Genomic DNA, 20207 nt, shown 5'->3' with positions numbered 1-20207 from the left:
ATGGGAAGTCTGCTTTCATACAGCGGTCTGTCCACGAAAATCCGTGCCATGCAGAGTAAACTCATCCGGGAAAGCCAGTATCAGGAGATTTCCCAGATGGACTCTGTTACCCAGGTGGTTGCCTATCTGAAAAAGCAGCCGGGATTTTCGGATTTGTGGGCCGACCTTGACGAAAACAGCCTGCACAGAGGCGATATAGAAAAGCTTCTGGTTCATACCATACATCAGAATTTTGCCAAACTGTACCGCTTTGCCAACCCGCAGCAGAGAACTTTCATGGCCCTGTATTTTAAACGCTATGAACTCTCTGTCATGAAGGACTGCCTGCGGAAAGTCTTTGACAAGGGTCACGCAGATTTGGATTTGTCGCTGTTCAAAGAATTTTTCGACCGACATTCCAGACTGGACATTGAAAAGCTGGCTGCCTCGTCTACAGTTGCAGAATTTATCAGCAATCTGCAGGGTTCTGAGTATTATGCCCCGCTCATAAAACTGGGCGGCGACTCCACACCCAGTATTTTTGATTATGGTATGGCGTTGGACCAGTATTACTTTGCCAACATCTGGTCTGTAAAAGAAAAACTGTTTAAAAAACGGGATTTGCAGGAAATCACCAAAGCCTATGGCAATAAATTCGACATGCTGAATCTGCAATGGATTTACCGTTCCAAAAAATATTACCATATGGCGCCGGTGGACATCTATGCACTTCTGATTCCCGTTCATTACCGCCTCACCAAAAAAGAGATTTCTTCGCTGGTGGAGGCCGCGGATGAAGAGGAATTTCGGAGAGTTCTGGATACCACTTACTATAAGAAACGTTTCCCCGCCCTTGCCCCGGAGAAACTGGAAGATTTCTACAATCTGAATCTGAAAACGATTCTGGAAACAGAGGCAAGAAAATATCCACACTCAGTAATTATGATTTACTCATACCTCTATCACAAGGAGCATGAGGTTGACAGGCTGACAACAGCGGTCGAATGTGTCCGCTATGGACTTTCACCTGCTGAGACCATGGATTATATTGCAAAAACTTAATAACTCGGAGGTGATTACATGATTGAGAAAATGAAATTCTTAAGCATTACCGGTCCGAAATCCGACATTGACCGAGTGGTAAACCAATACCTCTCCAAATACGAGATTCATCTGGAAAATGCCATGGCCCAGCTAAGCCAGATACAGCATTTATCTCCTTATATCCAGATAAATCCATATAAAGATTTGCTCTCCAGGGTCAATGAATTCGCCGGACTGCTGAAGAATCCCAAAGATGTTCCCGTGGGGGATATTTCTCTTGAGGAAATTCAGGCTCTTGTAGACTCTCTTGGCAGCCGAATTTCCAAAATCAATGGAACATGCGAAAAACTCGCCGAGGAACGCGCTTCTCTGACAGAGGATTTGAAGTGGATGACTCCGTTTCTCACTCTGCCGGAAGATATCGACAAGCTGATTCATTACCGCTTTGTCCAGGTGCGTTTCGGAAGAATCCCGGTAGAATATTACGGCAAATTTAAAGAATACGTTTATGACAACCTGGATACCATGTTCTTCCCCTGCCATCAGGACGATTATGTATGGGGACTTTACTTCGTGCTCTGGACGAAAATGGAACAGGTGGACGCCGTGTTCTCTTCCATGCATTTTGAACGTATTTATCTGAAAAAGGACCATTATTTTGGTACACCGGAAAAAATTCATGCAGAACTGGAAGCGCGGCTGGAAAATGTAAACCGGGAATATACCCGCTGCCAGGAAGAAATGCAGGCGCTTTTAGAAGGAGATGCCAAATCCATTCTCTCCGCCCAGGCTGCTTTAAACGCGCTTTCCACCAACTTTGATGTGCGCAAAGTGGCCGCCTGTGTCAAAGAACATCAGGAAACGTTCTATATATTATGCGGGTGGATGAGCGAAGGGGACTGCAAGTCCTTTATGGCAGAAATTGAACATGACCCCAACCTGTTCTGCGTGGTGGAGGACGACCAGAACCAGGTTCGCTGCAAGCCCCCTACCAAGCTGAAAAACCCGAAAATTTTCAAACCTTTTGAAATGTATATCAAGATGTACGGTCTGCCGGATTACCATGAAATCGACCCCACCATCTTCGTGGCGCTGACGTATTCCTTTATCTTCGGCATCATGTTCGGAGATGTGGGACAGGGACTTCTCCTGGCCGTCGGCGGTTTCCTGCTCTATAAGCTGAAAAAAATGGATTTAGCCGCTATTATCGGAACTGCGGGTATCTTCTCTACTTTCTTCGGTTTTATGTTCGGAAGTATTTTCGGATTTGAAGATATCATCGACGCCGTATGGCTGCGGCCTTCGGAAGCCATGACTTTAGTTCCGGGACTTGGAAATATGAATACCGTGTTTGTGGCTGCTATTGTATTTGGTATGTTCTTGATTCTCATTACCATGATTTTCCACATTATCAATGCCGTAAAGGTCAAAAATGTGGAGGGTATCTGGTTTGACCAAAACTCGGTCTGCGGTCTGGTGTTCTATGGAGCCCTTACCCTCTGTGCACTCCTGTATCTTACGGGAAATGCCCTTCCGGCAACCATTGTTCTGGCTGTGATGTTCCTTGTACCGCTGGTTATCATTATGTTAAAGGAACCCATTACCCGGCTGGCAGAAAAGAAAACACCTGCCATTGAGGGCAGCAAGCCCATGTTCTTTGTACAGAGCTTTTTTGAATTATTTGAAATTATGCTGAGCTTCCTGTCCAATACCCTTTCCTTTGTGCGTATCGGTGCATTCGCTGTCAGTCATGCCGCCATGATGGGCGTGGTTCTGATGCTGGCCGGTGCGGAAAGCGGAGGAAATATCAACTGGCTGATTATCGTGCTGGGCAATGCCTTTGTATGCGCCATGGAGGGCCTGATTGTAGGTATCCAGGTGCTTCGTCTGGAATACTACGAAATGTTCAGCCGTTTCTACAAGGGCAGCGGTAAGGAATTCCGTCCTTTCTTAAAGCATATAAACAGCAGACGGACTTCCGAACAGGCATAAACCATACAAATTCATTTGATTTTAGGAGGATATTATTATGACAACCATGATTCAGATTCTTACAGCAGCAGCTTTGATTTTAAGCATTATCGTACCTTTCGGCGCTTTCTTTTTAGGAGAGAGAAATAAAAAACGCTATAAAAAATCCCTGGCCTGCAACTGTTTCTTCTTCTTCGGCAGTCTTTTCGTGGGAACGATTGTGATGTTCAGCGGCACTATGACTGCACATGCAGCCGCAGGCGGAGCTGATTTGGCCACCGGTATGGGTTACATCGGCGCGGCGCTGGTTACCGGACTTTCCGGCATTGGTTCCGGTATTGCGGTTGCAAGCTCTGCCAGCGCTGCTTTGGGAGCTATCAGCGAAGACGGTTCTCTTTTTGGTAAATCCATGATTTTCGTAGCTATGGCCGAAGGTATTGCTTTATACGGTCTGATTATTTCTTTCATGATTCTTGGTAGACTGGGATAACAGGTGATGTCTTATGAAAATGTTTTTAATCAGTGACAACATTGACACCTATACAGGTATGCGTCTGGCAGGTGTAGAGGGGGTTGTGGTGCATGAGCGGGAGGAACTCCGGCAGGCTTTAGAGAGCGCCATTTCAAACAAAGAAAACGGTATCATTCTTCTGACCGAAAAATTCGGCAAAGAGTTTCCCGATATTATTGACGACGTGCGTTTAAACCACCGTCTCCCCCTGCTGATTGAAATTCCTGACCGGCACGGTACAGGACGCGCCCCGGACTTTATTACTTCTTATGTAAACGAAGCTATTGGACTAAAATTATGACAAGAAGGTGATAGATATGACAACAGAGGAAAAACTGCAGCATTTCTATGATGTTTCCATGAACAGTGCACAGGAAGAGGCTCAAAAGGCCATTTCCGAATACCGCGCTTCTCTGGAGCAGGAAATGGAACAGCACAAACGGGAAAAACAGGCTGCTTCTGACAATCGGTTTAAAATAGAATCTGAAAATGCTGCCAGAGAAATCAACAAGGCACTGTCCGCAGAACACCTGCATATTAAGAGAAAACTCTCTAAAAAACAGCAGGCTTTAAAGGAAAAACTCTTTGCAGAAGTAGAAGATTTGCTGAAAACCTTTTGCCGCCAGCCGGAATATACAGACTGGATGGAAGAGAAAATCCGCGCCGCTCTTGCAGTTGCGGGAAACGACGAGGTGAAGATTTATGTAAACTCTTCCGACGCCGCGCTTTTAGAAGAACTGGAAAAACGCACAGGAATGACTCCTCTTCTGTCTGACACAGACTTTATGGGAGGTATCCGGGCGGTAATTCCCGATAAAAATATTCTGATTGACAACACATTCCTCACATGCTTTGAGAATGAAAAGGAAAGCTTTAACTTTGACGGAGGGATAAGACATGAGTAAAACCGGTATCATTTACGGCATTAACGGCCCTGTCATTTACCTGAAGGGGAATACAGGCTTTAAGATGTCTGAAATGGTTTATGTAGGACAGGAAAACCTGGTGGGCGAGGTCATTTCCCTGAAAAAAGACGCCACTACTGTACAGGTTTTCGAGGAAACCAGTGGACTGAAACCGGGGGAAACGGTAACCGCCAGCGGTGACGCTATTTCCGTCACTCTGGGTCCCGGTATTCTGGACAATATTTTTGACGGTATCCAAAGACCGCTTTCCGTCATTGCAGAGCAGTCCGGAAAATACATTTCCAGAGGTATGCAGGTATCTTCTCTGGACACAGAAAAACTCTGGGACGTGCACATGACCATTACAGAGGGCATGGAAGTATACGGAGGCACCATCATCGCAGAAGTGCCGGAAACAGCTTCTATTGTACACAAATCCATGGTGCCTCCCAACCTCCACGGTACGATAAAGTCCGTAGTATCTGACGGAAAGTACAACATTACCCAGACACTTGCTGTCCTGACTTTAGAAGACGGTACGGAATATCCGCTGAAACTGGCACAGAAATGGCCTATCCGTATTCCCCGTCCCACCAGCAAGCGTTACCCGGCTTCTAAGCCTCTGGTGACGGGACAGCGTATTCTGGATACTTTGTTCCCCATTGCAAAAGGCGGTACAGCAGCCGTTCCCGGCGGATTTGGTACGGGCAAAACCATGACCCAGCACCAGATTGCCAAGTGGTCTGACGCGGACATCATTATCTACATCGGCTGCGGCGAGCGTGGAAATGAAATGACCCAGGTTCTGGAAGATTTCTCCAAGCTTCATGACCCCAAGACAGGAAATGCTCTGATGGCTCGTACTTCCCTGATTGCCAACACTTCCAACATGCCTGTGGCTGCCCGTGAGGCTTCTATTTACACAGGTATTACCATGGCGGAATATTACCGTGACATGGGCTATGATGTAGCAATTATGGCGGACTCCACTTCCCGCTGGGCAGAAGCCCTGCGAGAACTTTCCGGACGTCTGGAGGAAATGCCTGCTGAGGAAGGTTTTCCGGCTTATCTGGCTTCCCGCCTGTCTGCCTTTTACGAAAGAGCCGGCATGATGCAGAATTTAAACGGCACAGAAGGTTCTGTGTCCATTATCGGCGCGGTTTCCCCACAGGGCGGTGACTTCTCCGAGCCCGTTACCCAGAACACCAAGCGTTTCGTCCGCTGCTTCTGGGGACTGGACAAATCCCTGGCCTATGCCAGACATTTCCCTGCCATTCACTGGCTTACCAGCTACAGCGAATATCTGGGAGATTTGTCCTACTGGTACAGCCAGCATGTGTCTCCGAAATTTGTGGATTACCGAAACCGCATCATGGCAATCTTAAACTCAGAAAGCAGTCTCATGGAGATTGTAAAACTTATCGGAAGCGACGTGCTGCCTGATGACCAGAAGCTGACTCTGGAAATCGCCCGCGTAGTACGCCTGGGCTTTTTGCAGCAGAATGCCTTCCACCCGGACGACACCTGCGTGTCTTTGGAAAAGCAGTTTAAAATGATGGAAATTATCCTGTATCTGTACAAGAAATGCAGAGCCCTAATCAATATGGGCATGCCGGTATCTGTGCTGAAACAGGAGAACATCTTTGAAAAAATTATTTCAATTAAATACGACGTGCCAAATGACCGCCTGGACATGATGGCGGATTACAAAGAGGCCGTGGACGATTTCTATAACACCGTAATGGAAAAGAACGCATAAGGAGGGACTGATTTATGGCAATAGAATATCTTGGTTTAAGTGAAATCAATGGCCCTCTGGTGGTTCTGGAGGGTGTCAAAGACGCAGCTTTCGATGAAATCGTGGAGTTCCGCGTTGAGGACGGCAGCCGCAAGCTGGGGCGTATTGTGGAAATCTATGAAGACAAGGCTGTGATTCAGGTATTTGAGGGAACGGAAAATATGTCCCTTTTGAACACACACACACGCCTCAGCGGGCATCCCATGGAAGTCGAACTTTCCCCGGACATTCTGGGACGTACCTTTAACGGTATCGGAAAGCCCATTGACCGCTTAGGGCCTGTGATTCCGGAAATGAAACTGAACATCAACGGTCTGCCCTTAAATCCGGTCACACGGGAATATCCTCGAAACTTTATTCAGACAGGTATCTCTGCGATTGACGGTCTGACCACCCTGATTCGGGGACAGAAACTGCCGATTTTCTCCGGAAACGGTCTTCCCCATGACCAGCTTGCCGCACAGATTGTGCAGCAGGCATCTTTAGGAAGCAACAGCGATGAGAAATTTGCCATTGTCTTTGCCGCAATGGGTGTGAAATACGATGTAGCGGAATTTTTCCGCCGTACCTTTGAGGAAAGCGGCGTATCCGACCATGTGGTTATGTACCTGAACCTGGCAAATGACCCGGTAGTGGAACGTCTGATTACTCCGAAGGTGGCATTGACGGCTGCAGAATATCTGGCCTTTGAAAAGGGCATGCACATTCTGGTTATCCTCACAGATATTACTTCCTTCTGTGAGGCCATGCGTGAAGTTTCCTCCTCCAAGGGGGAAATTCCTTCCAGAAAGGGTTATCCGGGCTATCTTTACAGTGAACTGGCCACGCTTTATGAACGGGCGGGCATTGTCCGGGGCGGTACGGGTTCTGTTACACAGATTCCCATTCTTACCATGCCAAACGACGACATTACTCACCCTATCCCCGACCTGACGGGCTATATTACCGAGGGACAGATTGTTCTGGACAGACAGCTGCACGGACAGTCCATTTACCCGCCGATTAACGTACTGCCTTCCCTGTCCCGTCTGATGAAGGACGGCATTGGTGAAGGATTTACAAGGGAAGACCACCAGGACGTAGCCAACCAGCTTTTCTCCTGCTACGCCAAAGTAGGAGATGCCAGAGCCCTGGCTTCCGTTATCGGTGAGGATGAGCTCTCTCCTCTGGATAAGAAATATCTGAAGTTTGGTACGGCCTTTGAAGAGGAATTTGTAGGACAGCGGGCCGACGAAAACCGAACCATTCAGGAAACACTGGATAAGGGCTGGGAACTTCTGGGCATGATTCCGAGAGAGGAACTGGACCGTATTGATACCAAGATTTTGGACAAATATTATCACCCAATAGAAGAAGAGAGGTGATTGCATGGACCCGAATACCTTTCCCACCAAGGGAAATCTCATACTGGCCAAAAATTCCCTGGTACTTTCCAGGCAGGGATTTGACTTGATGGATAAAAAGCGAAATATCCTTATCCGGGAACTGATGGACTTAATCGACCAGGCCAAGGATATTCAGTCTCAGATTGACGTGACTTTCCGCACGGCCTATGCGGCTTTGCAGAAAGCGAATATGGAAATCGGCATCAGCAATGTGCAGGAAATTTCCAGAACTGTGCCTGTAGAAAACTCCATTTCCATAAAGACCCGCAGTGTCATGGGAACGGAAATCCCTCTGGTGCGTTCCGAGCCTTCCTCAGACGCTCCCACCTACGCTTACTATGGCACCAAGGCGTCTCTGGACGAGGCAAGGGCTGCTTTTGAAAAGGTGAAAGAACTGACCATTCGCCTGTCCATGGTGGAAAATTCCGCTTATCGGCTGGCTGTGAATATTAAGAAAACCCAGAAGCGGGCCAATGCGCTGAAAAATATCACCATTCCCAAGTTTGAGGCATTGACAAAGAGCATTTCAAACGCTTTGGAAGAGAAAGAAAGGGAAGAATTCACCAGGCTGAAGGTGATTAAGAGAATGCAAAGCAAGTAAGAGAAAGACAAGGAGCTATCGGGAAATAGATAGCCCCTTGTCTTTCTCATTTTCACTCCGGTATCGTCAATATAAATCTGCTGCCTTCTCCCAGTGTGCTCTCCACCTTCACATCCGCACCTAAAAACATGCTTCCGTGCTTCACAATGGAAAGCCCCAGCCCGGTTCCGCCGATGGCTTTGGAATGGCTCTTATCCACACGGTAAAATCTTTCGAAGATGCGCATTTTATCTTCTTCTGATATACCGATTCCTGTATCCTCCACCACAATCTGCGCATTCCCTTCCACCTCGGAAATGTTCACCGTCAAACTGCCGCTCTGCTTGTTATATTTCAAACCGTTATCACAGAGATTATACAGCACCTCTTCCAGAATTACCTTCACGGTGTTCACCTTTACATGAGGGCCATAGAGATACAGATGAATATTTTTCTCTGCTGCACGCTCTTCCAGCCGTTTCAGAATTTCCCTTGCCGCTTCATACAAATCCACGTCTTCTTTTTCACAGAAAAACTTGCCTTCGTCCAGTTGGGAAATCTTAATAACATCATTTACCAGCGTAATCAGTCTTTGCGCTTCTTTAAAAATTCTGCCTGCAAATTTCTTCGTATCCTCCGGCTTCACAAATCCGTCATTGATGATTTCCGCAAATCCTGAAATGGAAGTCAGGGGTGTTTTCAGTTCATGAGACACATTTGCCGTAAATTCCCGGCGCATTTGTTCACCCTTCATGCGCTCTGTCACGTCCAGAATTACAATCACCGCACCGGTTACTTTCTTTTCCTTCCAAACCGGGTTTGCTGCTACCTGGCAGCTTCTTCCCTGAAATTCCAGATTCGTAACCATGTGTTTTCCTTCCAGCACACGCTCTATCAGATTCTGGAAGCCCTCGCTCCGATTCAGAGTCAGCACACTTCTGCGTCCGGTCTGGGCTTCTGCGCCCAACAGTCTTAAAGCACTGGAATTATAAGAAAGCACCTCTGTATGGGCATCGATGACCAGAAAACCTTCTTCCATATTTTCCGTAATAATGGAAAATTCCTCCTGCTGCCTTTTGGCCTCTGCAATTTCATGCTTCAAGGACTTCTGCTGACGGTTGATTTTTGTCAGAAGCGGCGCAATCTCATCATAAATCTGATTTTCTTCCGGATGTTCCAAATCCAGAGCGTTCACCGGATCCACAATATGGCGTGATACCCTTGAAGCAATCCATGCAGCCAGAGCCGTTACAGCCACCAGCATAATCAGCAGCGGCTGAATCATTCCCCGCAAAAGCGCCGGAAGATTGTACTGCACACTGGAAACTCTGAGAACGGTTCCATCTTTTAGTTTCATGGCATAGTACAGAGTCTTCCTGGAAAGTGTATCCGAATTCCGCACAGCCGTGCCGGAGCCCGTTTTCTGCGCTTCTTCGATTTCTTCTCTTTGGGCATGGTTCTCCATGGATTCCGAGTCTGCCACATTGTCAAAAAGCACTGTTCCGTCTTCATCAATATACGTCACACGCTCCGCCTGTGCCGGAAGGGCTTCCAACGCATCAATCCCGTCTCGCTCCACAGCAATGGCAAGGTAAGCTGCTTCTGTTTTCAATTCCTTTTGCAGCTGATTCCCGAAATAATGGTATAGAATCCCCAGCGTCACTCCCGTACATGTTGCCAGTACAATGAGAGAAACCGCAAAAATGGATTTAAAAATTCGTTTTGTCATGATGACCCTCCTATTTTATATCCCATACCACGGACAGTCTCAATATAATGCCCGGCATCTTTCAGTTTCTGACGCAGCGTCCGGATATGCACGTCCACAGTTCTGCTCTCACCGTCAAACTGATAGCCCCAGATTTTATCCAGAAGCTGTGCTCTGGTAAATACAATCCCCGGATTGGAGAGCAGAAGCAAAAGAATTTCAAACTCCTTTAACGTCAGGGTAATCTCCTCTCCATCTACCTTCACCTGATGTTTTTTCTGTGAAACATACAAATTTCCCAGGGTGTATTCCGTATCCGTACCTTCACTTTTTCCGCTCCTTCTAAGCAGGGCTTTCACTCTGGATACCAGTTCCATCATGCGGAAAGGCTTTGGAATATAGTCGTCTGCGCCGCTGTCCAGTCCTTTGACCGTATCGTATTCACTGCCTTTTGCAGTCAGCATGGCAATAGGAACCTGTTTTGTATCGCTGCGCTTTCTCAGCTTTTGCAGTATGCTCAGTCCGTCTTCTTCCGGCAGCATAATGTCCAGAAGAATCAAATCCGGCACCCTTTTCTCCAGGGTTTCCCAGAAGTCCGAAGGCATGGAAAAGCCTTCTGCTTCTATCCCCTGACTGTTCAGGGTATACACTACCAGTTCCCGGATACTTTCATCATCTTCAACTAAATAAACCATTCTCACTACTCCTGTCTGAGTTCTTGATGCGAGCCTGTAATGGAATATTCCACCCACTGGGCAATATTCTCGGCATGGTCTCCGATGCGCTCAAAATATTTGGCAATCATAATCAGGTCAATATAATACTCAGCATTTTTAGAATCCTTTTCCATCATGGCCGGCAGCTCTGTTTTTATTTTTAAGAATAAATCATCTACTACATCATCATATTTTACTACAGCTGCGGCTGCTTTTAAATCCTTTTTTACAAAGGAATTAATGCTTTCTGTTACCATTTTAATAGTGGCTTCCGCCATTTCCCCGATATGGATTTTGTGGGCAATTTCCTTTACCTGCATAAATCTGGCCATATCCGCAATATCCTGCGCCTGGTCTCCGATTCTTTCCATATCGGAAATCATTTTCAGCGCAGAAGAAATTTCACGCAAATCCTTTGCCACCGGCTGCTGCTGCAAAAGCAGCTTCATGCAAAGGGTCTCTATCTCACGTTCCTTGTGATTGACTTCCTCTTCAATCCGGTCTACATCGCTGACTCTGGTGTCCTCTGGATTTTGCAGCAGCTCTACGGCTCTTCGGATGGCTCTTTCACACAGCGACCCCATCTTAATCAATTCCACATTCAATTCTTCAAGCTGCTGGTCGAATCTCTTTCTCATTATCCAAACCTCCCCGTAATGTAATCTTCCGTTTTCTTATTCTTCGGCATGGAGAATATCTGCTCCGTCTCTCCGTATTCCACAACCTCACCCAGAAGGAAAAACGCCGTCTTGTCCGAAATACGGGCTGCCTGCTGCATATTATGGGTTACCATAATAATGGTATAATTTTTCTTCAATTCCACAGCCAGTTCTTCAATCTTAGACGTAGAAATAGGGTCAAGGGCAGAAGTTGGCTCGTCCATGAGAAGCACTTCCGGTTCTACAGCCAGAGCTCTGGCAATACAGAGACGCTGCTGCTGACCGCCGGACATTCCCAGGGCGCTTAATTTCAAACGGTCTTTGACCTCATCCCAGATAGCCGCATTTCTAAGAGAACGCTCTACAATATCATCCAGCTTTACCTTAGAACGGATTCCGTGAGTTCTGGGACCATAGGCAATGTTATCGTAAATGCTCATAGGAAAGGGATTTGGTTTCTGAAACACCATACCCACTCTTTTTCTCAATAGATTGATATTCATGTTTCCGTAAATATCTTCCCCGTCCAGCAGCACTTTTCCTGTAATTTTACATCCCTCCACCAGGTCATTCATACGGTTTAAGGATTTCAGCAGTGTGGATTTTCCACAACCGGAAGGCCCGATAAAAGCGGTAATTTCCTTCTCCTGCAGTTCCAGATTAATGTTTTTCAGCGCATGAAACGCACCGTTATCATAATATAAATCCAAATTGGAAATCGAAAACTTACTCATAGTTTCTGTTTATCCTTTCTTAATCTTTCGCGCAATTCTTCCTGATATCCAGTTAATAATCAATACAATGAGCAGAAGCACTACGGCTGTAGCGTATGCCTGGTCCACATATAAACCTTCACTTGCCAGGGAATACATATGCACAGACAGGGTTCTTGTAGAAGACATCACACTCTTTGGAAGTTCTGCCACGGTTCCCGCCGTGTACATCAAAGCCGCCGTCTCTCCCACAATACGTCCGATAGACAAAATCACACCGGAAAAGATACCCGGAACTGCAGAAGGAAGAATGACAACGAAAATGGTTCTCAAGCGTCCTGCTCCCAGACCAAAGCTGGCCTCACGAAACGTATCCGGTACGGAAAGAAGGGCTTCTTCCGTGGTTCTCATAATCACCGGCAGTACCATAATAGCCAGTGTAAAAGCGCCTGCCAGCATAGAATAGCCCCAATGCAGGGTCGTTACGAAAAACAGCATACCGAAAAGTCCGTATACAATTGAAGGAATTCCGGTCAGGGTTTCTGCAGTCACACGAACCAGAGAAACCAGTTTATTGCCTTTTTTGGCGTACTCTACCAGATAAACAGCCGCCAGGATTCCCAACGGCCCTGCAATCAGCAGAGACAGCACAGTCATACAAATGGTATTGATAATGGCCGGAAACATGGAAACATTTTCAGAATTGTATTCCAACTGAAATAATTCCGGAGTCAGATTGGGAATTCCCTTAATGAGAATATATCCCACAATAAACACTAAAGTAAGCACAGTAAGCAGTGCGGCAAGTCCCACAAGTCCTGCCAGAATCAGAGAACCTGGATTGTGGGAATATGATTTTATTTTCTGTTTTGCGCTTTGTACATTAATTGGCTGAATTGCCTCATCCATTTGTTCCTCTCCTCTTTACCAATGAAAATAACAGATTAATCAGCAGAATAAACACGAACAGAACTACGGCTGTTGCGATTAGTGCATCTCTGTGCAGGTCTGTCGCATATCCCATTTCAATAACAATATTAGAAGTCAGAGTACGGACTCCTTTAAAGAGTCCCTTTGGCATACGGGGCTGATTTCCCGCAATCATAATCACCGCCATGGTTTCTCCAATGGCCCTTCCCACGCCCAGGATAATGCCTGCCATAATACCGGATTTGGCTGCCGGGACTACCGTAAAGAACACACTTCTTTCATGGGTAGCGCCCAGAGCCAGAGCGCCTTCATAGTAGCTGTTGGGCACAGCACGGATGGAAGACTCCCCTACGCTGATAATGGTCGGCAGAATCATAATCCCCAGCATGACCGATGCCGTAAACATGCTGGCGCCGCTTCCGCCAAATCCCAGTGTCCTTCCGAAAAAATCACGGACAAAAGGAACCAGAACCACCAAACCAAAGAAGCCGTATACAACAGAAGGAATTCCTGCCAAAAGGTCTACGGCTGGCTTCATAAACCGATACAGCTTTGGCGGACAAAATCTTGCCATAAAGATAGCGGTCAGGATTCCCACCGGCACACCAATCACAATGGCTCCAGCGGTTACATAAATACTTCCCAGAATAAACGGAAGAATCCCGTAAATATCGTTGCCCGGCTTCCATTTTTCTCCCAGCAGAAAGTCAAAAATTCCTATTTTGCCAATGGCTGGAACACCATTGGCAAACAGGAACAGACAAATCAAAACAACTGCCAGAATGGAAGCGCATGCACACAGGAGAAACACATATTTCATAACTGTTTCTTTGATGTCTTTCATCGCACTTTGCTCCTATTCCTCTGTGATTACTGTAAATCTTCCCAGTCGGTTACTTCACCTGTATAGATTTCTTTTACCTGGTCAGATGTAATATCTGTCATAGCGTTTTCGTTATTGACAATCACCGCAATACCGTCAAGGGCAATTTCCTGTCCCTTCAAACCAGCTTCTGTTTCAGAATCTTTTAACTCTCTGGAAGCCATTCCGATATCACATACACCGCTGATAGCAGATTCCATACCTGTTGTGGAATCGCTCTGCTGAATTTCGATTTCTGCATCCGGATTTACAGCTTCATATCCCTCTTTTAATTTTTCCATAACAGGCGTTACAGAAGAAGAACCTGCCACTACAATTTTTCCGGAGGGTTTGCTTCCCGCATAAGCGGCTGCGTCTGCAGCTGCTGCAATGTAACCGTTGTCTTCTACAATTTTCTGTCCTTCTGCACTTAAAATGTAATCAATGAAATCCTGTGCCGCTTCACTTACTTTATCTGTAGTAGCAATGTTGAAAGGACGGGAAATTTTATAAGTATCGTTCTTTACATTCTCTGCTGTTGCTTCTGCGCCATCTACTTTCAATGCCTTTACAGACTTATCCAGGGAACCTAAAGAGATATAGCCGATAGCCTGCGGGTCTCCTGCCACGCTGGTCATCATAACAGAAGTATTGTTGGTAACCTGCGCGTCTTCCGTTGTATTGTCAATTTTTTCTCCTGAATCATCTTTTTCTTCAATACCGAAAAGTTCAATAAATGCACCTCTTGTGCCGGAACCATCTTCTCTGGAAATTACCGAAATTTCTCCTGTAGGCGCCTCTGCGCTTGCTTCCTTATCAGAACCGGAGTCGCTGCCCGCATCAGAAGTGCTTTCTCCATTGCTTCCGCATGCTGCCATACCAAATACCATAACACCTGTGAGTACTGCTGTTAATACTTTCTTCTTCATTACCAGAATCTCCTTTTCACTGTAAATTTCGTTTTTTATTTATCCTTTAAATTTGTTTTGCTTTCCTGTTGACAACATCAACTATAAAAAAGTTTTGTAAAATCACCAATCGTAAAAAGGTTAAATATTTGTAAAATCCAAATTTTACAAAAGCAGACCCCCATTTTACATTTCACCTGTTTTTACAATATATAGTAGATACACAAACGTTCCTCACCTAAATATCTTCTACCCTTTTATAAATTATGGTAAACTGATATTATCAGACAATTATTTTAATTTTTTCGTTATTTCACCAAATTGTATTTCTTCCTGTTAAAAATTTGACTATAGAAAAATCAACTCTTTTTCTCCTTTTTTCCACAAAAAAACCCTTTTTATAACAAGTACACAAAACCTTTGTTCTTTATTTCTTTATGTAAATCACATTCATCCACACACATTTTTGTGGACAATGTGGATAACTTGGTGTATAACTGGACTTTTCCCCTGTCTTGAGAAATTTTTAATGTGTATAACTTTGAGGATAAGATGTGGGAAACTTTCCACAGTTCGACATTCTTTGTATATTTTTTACAAACGTGAATATTCTGACAATAATTGATAAAAACAGAAGTGTTTCCGCTCTTTTCTACATTCGACGGGAAGACTGTTATTTCGGTATTCTTATGTAACCCAAAATCCAACCATTTTCGGTTAAAACTTCTTTTAAATATTACCGTTGCATTTTTCCTTTTTTTGTACGATAATATTTCCGTTATAATTATAGAAAGGAAGTGTATGTTTTGAAAAAATCGTTTCAGATTTTTTTCCGCGACCTGCGGCGGCTGGCGGGGAATCCCGTGGCTCTGATTGTTCTTATCGGCATTACGATTCTCCCCTCTTTATACGCATGGGTGAATATCGCCGCCAATATGGACCCCTATGGAAATACTTCCGGCGTAAAGGTCGCTGTTGCAAACAATGACAAAGAAGCGGTGAAAAAAGACCTCTCCATCAACGCCGGCAAGGAAATTATAGATAATTTGAAGAAAAACGACCAGTTGGGCTGGGAATTTGTTTCCGAAGAAAAGGCCATAAAGGGCGTGAAATCCGGCAAATACTATGCTGCCATTGTCATTCCTGATGATTTCAGTAGTTCTCTTGTCAGCGTTTTATCCGGCAAAATCGAAATTCCGGAATTAAAATACTACATAAATGAAAAACCCAACGCCGTAGCGCCTAAAATTACAGACGCCGGGGCTACGACCATTCAGACACAGATTAACAGCACCTTTTCTTCTGTAGCCTCTGAATCGGTTTCCAAAATATTGAAAACTGCTGTGCGTGATATTTCCGGAACTGTAACCTCCGTAAATTCTGAGATTACAGATATGCTGGACAAAACCCAGCAGAATATCGCTGAATATGAAACTCTTCTGGATACCTTCCGTACCCATGCAGACAGCAGTAAATCTCTGATTTCGGACACACAGGGAACTTCTGATAATCTGAAGACAGCTGCCCAATCCTCTGCTTCTGCCTTAAAGGACGCAGATTCTTTGCTTAAAGATACCAGAACAGCGGCAGGCTCCTTTTCTTCTGTTCTCTCCAAGTCCCTTTCTGATGGGGAACTGCTTCTGAATCAGGCAAACAGCTCCGCCTCTGCAGGGCTGACGGATTTGGAATCCAAGGCAGATAAAATCAACGGGCATGTGGGAAATGCTCTGGATAACGTAAATAGCGTAGTAGACTTAAACGGTCAGATTCTGAATAAAATGCAGGAAATTAATGATGTTATTTCCCAGTACCTCCCTATTGTACCGGATGAAATCGGAACAGCCATTGAGAAACTGCAGGAACACAACCAAAGCAATAAAGAACTGGTGGACAGCCTTACAGCCAGCAATGACGGAATCAAAAATGCTATTTCCGTCACCGGCTCTACCAGAGAAGAACTGACCTCCCTTACTGAAGAGAACCTGAACCAGCTTCACACACTGCGTTCTTCTTTAAACGAAAGCGTCCTGCCTGCACTCAGTCAGTCTCTGGATACCTTTTCTGCGCTTTCCGGGGAGCTTTCCGGGATTTTAAACAATGTTCCTGCCTCCGCTGACCAGATAAAAGGAGCACTGACCCAGCTTGGAACCGGACTGGAAGATGCCCGGACTGCCCTGGACAGCACACAGACTGCCCTGGCTAAGATTCAGGAAGATTTGAACACTGTACGCACCGATGTAAATGCCATTGTAAGCTCTGATTCTTTCCAGAAGTTCCTTTCACTGGAAGGCATTGACGCAGAAACCGTTTCCTCTTTTATGGCCTCTCCGGCTGAAATTGAGACGAAAACCTTCTATTCTATGAAGAACTACGGCTCCGGCATGGCTCCTTTTTACACCAACCTGGCTATCTGGGTGGGCGGCATTGTCCTCATTGCCATTTTGAAGCTGGAAGTAGACCGGGACAAAAAGATTCCTTCTTTTCGTCCTGTCTCCGGATTTTTCGGCAGATGGCTGCTTTTTGTCTTCATAGGCGTATTCCAGGGGTTGATTGTATGTGCCGGAGATATCTGGCTGCTGAAAATCCAGTGCAAACATCCTGCTGCCATGCTGGCTGCGGGCATGCTTTGTTCTTTTGTGTATGTAACGATTATTTATGTCCTTTCCCTGACCTTTAAGCATATCGGAAAGGCTCTGGCCGTCATTCTGGTTATCCTGCAGATTCCGGGCTCCTCCGGTACGTTCCCGGTGGAAATGACCCCTGCTTTTTTCCAGAAGCTGCACCCGCTTCTGCCCTTTACCTACGGGGTAGGCGCCATGCGGGAATGTATTGCCGGCATGTATGGAAACGTCTACGCAAAAGATATGCTGCTTCTGCTCTGCTATATACCGGTTTTCCTTCTTATAGGACTTGGGCTGCGCCCTATGCTGGCAGGGCTTAATCACTTATTTGACCTGAAGCTGTCTGAAACGGAGTTTATGATTTCCGATACACCGGGCAGGGAGCCGGGTCGAAGCGCACAGCTTTCTCTCCTTTTAAAGGCTTCCCTGTCACAGGAGGAGCTGCAGCTGCAGACCACCCAAAAAGCACAGGCTTTTGAGAAAAACTACAGGAAAATGGTTCGCCTTGGTTTTCTGGCGATTCTCATAATCCCGCTGATATTCCTGATACTCATGTTCAGTCTGGAATCCAAGCTGGTCTTCCTGGTGCTCTGGATTGTCTCCATTATCGCCATCTGCCTGTGGCTGATTATTATAGAATACATTCACACAAAACTGGCCGAACAGCAGCAGTTGGCAGGCATGTCCTTTGAACAGATGCTGGAAACCTTCCGCAGAAAGGAGAACGACTGATGAGAAATATTTTTTCTATTTTCCGTAATGACATAAAGAAAATACACAACAATGTCATTGCCATGGTAGTCATTATGGGAATTCTCGTAATGCCCACTCTGTATGCATGGTTTAACATTGCGGCGAGCTGGGACCCTTATTCCAACACGCAGGGCATTAAAATTGCCGTAGCAAGTTCGGATAAGGGATACACCGGAAAACTGCTTTCCATCCATCTGAACATGGGAGATGAGGTACTTTCCACACTCCATGAAAACGAACAGATGGACTGGGTTTTTACCTCTGCCAAAAAAGCGGCTGACGGTGTAAAATCCGGAAAATATTATGCCGCCATTGTGCTGCCGGAGGATTTCACCCAGGATATGATGAGTATTTTTTCCTCTGACGTAAAGCACCCGAAAATCATTTACTACACCAATGAAAAAGAAAATGCCATTGCCCCCAAGGTAACCTCCAAAGGCGCCACAACGGTTCAGCAGCAAATAAACAGCACCTTTACAGAAACTGTATCCGAAGTGGCTTTGGAGGCTCTGGACTATGTAAATACCTCTAAGGCCGAGGCAGGCGACGATTCCATTGCCTCCAATCTCCAGGCAAACCTGACGAAAATTTCTTCTGATTTGTCTGCCGCCTCTGATACAGTGCAGGCTTTCTCTCACATGGCCGGTGCAGGAACGGAAATGCTGAAAACCACATCTGCCCTTTTGGAAGACTCCCGGACCGGAGCCAAAGATACCCTTTCCCGGCTGAAAGAATCCACCGACGGCGCAGATTCTCTGAATACTGCCGTTTCCGGCACAACACAAACCATCAGCGATGCCATGGCACAAAACGAAGCCTTCTATCAGGCTGTATCGAATGAAATCGACAACGCTTTGAACTCCTATTCCAATGATGCGGCTGCGGCTGCCGATTCCCTGTCTGAAATCAGTAAACGGGTACAGAAAATCATTGACGGATACACGACCGTGCGAGACTCTCTGACAAGTGTTTCAGACGCTTACCCTGTGGTGGAACCTGTTATTCGCCCGGCTGTAAACTTAATACAGGAAGCGATTGACCGACAGACTGCTGTAAAAGACAAACTGGATAACGCAGCCTCTGATGTCACAGGAGCGGTATCGGATGCTGCCGCATTAAAAAGCGATATGGATACCCTGATTTCCCAGAGTAAAGATTCTGTAACTGCAGTGAAAGAAGAATATGAAATTTCCGTAAAAGACAAGCTGAACAGCCTTACAGAAAACCTGAATCGTGCAGATGACTCTGTGGCCGGTCTTATGAGCGAGCTGGACAACAGTGTAAAAAATATTTCCGATATTACAGACACGGCTTCTTCCGACCTGACCCAGGCAGAAGAGACGCTGAACAATTCCGCAGCGCTCTTAAAAGAAGCCTCAGATAAGCTAAATACTGCGATTTCGGCCCTGGCTTCCCCGGACAGCGAAGGACAGCAGACCTTAAAAACCATTTTGTCCGAAAGCCCGGAAACCATCAGTTCCTTTCTGGCTTCTCCTGTAAAGCTGAAGGAAATCAAGCTTTACGGAATCGAAAACTACGGCTCTGCAGTGGCTCCCTTTTACTCCACACTGGCCATCTGGGTAGGCGGCGTCATTATGGCAGCCATGCTGAAGACAGCCGTTTCCCAAACCACTATGGATAAGCTGAAAAACCCAAAACAACGGCATCTTTATCTGGGACGCATGGTACTGTTTCTTTTGCTTGGGCTCTTTCAGAGCGGGCTTATCTGCCTGGGCGATTTGTACTTTCTGGGCATCCAGTGCAAGCACCCCCTCCTGTTTCTGCTGGCAGGCTGGTTTACCAGCATGGTATATGTAAACATCATCTACGCCCTGTCCGTTTCCTTCGGGGATATCGGAAAAGCCATCTGCGTGGTTCTGATGGTTATGCAGGTGGCTGGAAGCGGCGGTACTTTCCCCATTCAGGTGGCGCCGGAATTTTTCCAGAAGGTTTATCCTCTGCTTCCGTTTACGCACAGCATGAACGCCATGCGGGAATGTATAGCAGGATTTTATGGAAATAACTACTGGCAGGAAATGGGTATGCTGGCTCTCTTCCTGATTCCCTCCCTGCTGCTGGGACTGCTTCTGAGAAAACCAGTCATTCGACTGAACAATGCTTTCATGGAAAAACTGGAAAGCACCCATGTGATTTAAGTAAAAAG

At 46.0% G+C, this 20207-nt stretch carries 17 protein-coding genes; 10 read left to right on the top strand and 7 right to left on the bottom strand.

Translation table 11 applies throughout. The features are described from left to right. From WBS51_RS11270 to WBS51_RS11235, 8 genes are read left to right on the top strand one after another with little or no spacing between them, the layout of a single operon-like run. A complete protein-coding gene (locus WBS51_RS11270; RefSeq protein WP_173749441.1) occupies positions 1 to 1041 on the top strand; it encodes a V0D/AC39 family V-type ATPase subunit in 1041 nt (346 codons plus the stop codon). 18 nt (positions 1042 to 1059) lie between these two features. After that, on the top strand, positions 1060 to 3015 hold the full coding sequence (locus WBS51_RS11265) for a V-type ATP synthase subunit I (RefSeq protein ID WP_294461199.1): 1956 nt from the start codon (positions 1060 to 1062) through the stop codon (positions 3013 to 3015). Positions 3016 to 3052: 37 nt separating this feature from the next. Continuing rightward, entirely contained in the window at positions 3053 to 3484 is a 432-nt protein-coding gene (locus tag WBS51_RS11260) for an ATP synthase subunit C (RefSeq protein ID WP_294461202.1), read from the top strand. Positions 3485 to 3497: 13 nt separating this feature from the next. After that, complete coding sequence (locus WBS51_RS11255; protein ID WP_173749438.1) at positions 3498 to 3806, top strand: V-type ATP synthase subunit F; 309 nt, start codon at positions 3498 to 3500, stop codon at positions 3804 to 3806. Positions 3807 to 3822: 16 nt separating this feature from the next. After that, entirely contained in the window at positions 3823 to 4410 is a 588-nt protein-coding gene (locus WBS51_RS11250; RefSeq protein WP_173749437.1) for a V-type ATP synthase subunit E, read from the top strand. Then, on the top strand, positions 4403 to 6169 hold the full coding sequence (locus WBS51_RS11245; protein WP_291681765.1) for a V-type ATP synthase subunit A: 1767 nt from the start codon (positions 4403 to 4405) through the stop codon (positions 6167 to 6169). Before WBS51_RS11250 ends, WBS51_RS11245 begins: the two co-directional genes overlap by 8 nt. 14 nt (positions 6170 to 6183) lie before the next feature. After that, a complete protein-coding gene (locus WBS51_RS11240; protein ID WP_173749435.1) occupies positions 6184 to 7572 on the top strand; it encodes a V-type ATP synthase subunit B in 1389 nt (462 codons plus the stop codon). Between the two features lie 4 nt (positions 7573 to 7576). Beyond that, positions 7577 to 8194: a V-type ATP synthase subunit D gene (locus tag WBS51_RS11235; RefSeq protein WP_173749434.1), complete on the top strand. Its 618-nt coding sequence runs from the start codon at positions 7577 to 7579 to the stop codon at positions 8192 to 8194. Between the two features lie 52 nt (positions 8195 to 8246). Here the strand turns inward: WBS51_RS11235 and WBS51_RS11230 are convergent, their stop codons facing one another. The 7 genes from WBS51_RS11230 to WBS51_RS11200 are packed head-to-tail and all read right to left on the bottom strand — an operon-like array spanning position 8247 to position 14690. Further along, positions 8247 to 9902, bottom strand: a complete 1656-nt coding sequence (locus tag WBS51_RS11230; protein WP_173749433.1) for a sensor histidine kinase — start codon at positions 9900 to 9902, stop codon at positions 8247 to 8249. Next, the gene (locus WBS51_RS11225) at positions 9899 to 10576 is read right to left on the bottom strand and encodes a response regulator transcription factor (protein WP_173749432.1); all 678 of its coding nucleotides are present in this window, start codon (positions 10574 to 10576) and stop codon (positions 9899 to 9901) included. The genes WBS51_RS11230 and WBS51_RS11225 overlap by 4 nt, the downstream gene beginning before the upstream one ends. Before the next feature lie 5 nt (positions 10577 to 10581). Further along, on the bottom strand, positions 10582 to 11235 hold the full coding sequence (gene phoU, locus WBS51_RS11220; RefSeq protein WP_173749431.1) for a phosphate signaling complex protein PhoU: 654 nt from the start codon (positions 11233 to 11235) through the stop codon (positions 10582 to 10584). Continuing rightward, on the bottom strand, positions 11235 to 11990 hold the full coding sequence (gene pstB, locus WBS51_RS11215; RefSeq protein ID WP_111920569.1) for a phosphate ABC transporter ATP-binding protein PstB: 756 nt from the start codon (positions 11988 to 11990) through the stop codon (positions 11235 to 11237). The genes phoU and pstB overlap by 1 nt, the downstream gene beginning before the upstream one ends. Before the next feature lie 9 nt (positions 11991 to 11999). After that, positions 12000 to 12878 carry a phosphate ABC transporter permease PstA gene (gene pstA / locus WBS51_RS11210; RefSeq protein WP_173749430.1) on the bottom strand — a complete coding sequence of 293 codons (879 nt, stop codon included), beginning with the start codon at positions 12876 to 12878 and terminating at the stop codon, positions 12000 to 12002. Continuing rightward, positions 12871 to 13743 carry a phosphate ABC transporter permease subunit PstC gene (pstC, locus tag WBS51_RS11205; protein ID WP_173749429.1) on the bottom strand — a complete coding sequence of 291 codons (873 nt, stop codon included), beginning with the start codon at positions 13741 to 13743 and terminating at the stop codon, positions 12871 to 12873. The genes pstA and pstC overlap by 8 nt, the downstream gene beginning before the upstream one ends. Positions 13744 to 13769: 26 nt before the next feature. Continuing rightward, positions 13770 to 14690, bottom strand: coding sequence for a substrate-binding domain-containing protein (locus WBS51_RS11200; protein ID WP_173749428.1), 921 nt, complete (start codon positions 14688 to 14690; stop codon positions 13770 to 13772). 785 nt (positions 14691 to 15475) lie between these two features. Here WBS51_RS11200 and WBS51_RS11195 point away from each other — a divergent pair. Together WBS51_RS11195 and WBS51_RS11190 are read left to right on the top strand one after the other, a co-directional pair. Then, positions 15476 to 18022: a YhgE/Pip domain-containing protein gene (locus WBS51_RS11195; protein ID WP_173749427.1), complete on the top strand. Its 2547-nt coding sequence runs from the start codon at positions 15476 to 15478 to the stop codon at positions 18020 to 18022. Beyond that, complete coding sequence (locus WBS51_RS11190; protein ID WP_294461217.1) at positions 18022 to 20199, top strand: YhgE/Pip domain-containing protein; 2178 nt, start codon at positions 18022 to 18024, stop codon at positions 20197 to 20199. The genes WBS51_RS11195 and WBS51_RS11190 overlap by 1 nt, the downstream gene beginning before the upstream one ends. The last annotated feature ends 8 nt before the right edge of the window (positions 20200 to 20207 follow it).

This window comes from Blautia acetica (assembly GCF_038739805.1).
Taxonomy (GTDB): Bacteria; Bacillota; Clostridia; order Lachnospirales; family Lachnospiraceae; genus Blautia.
This window is presented reverse-complemented; position numbering and strand designations above follow the sequence as displayed.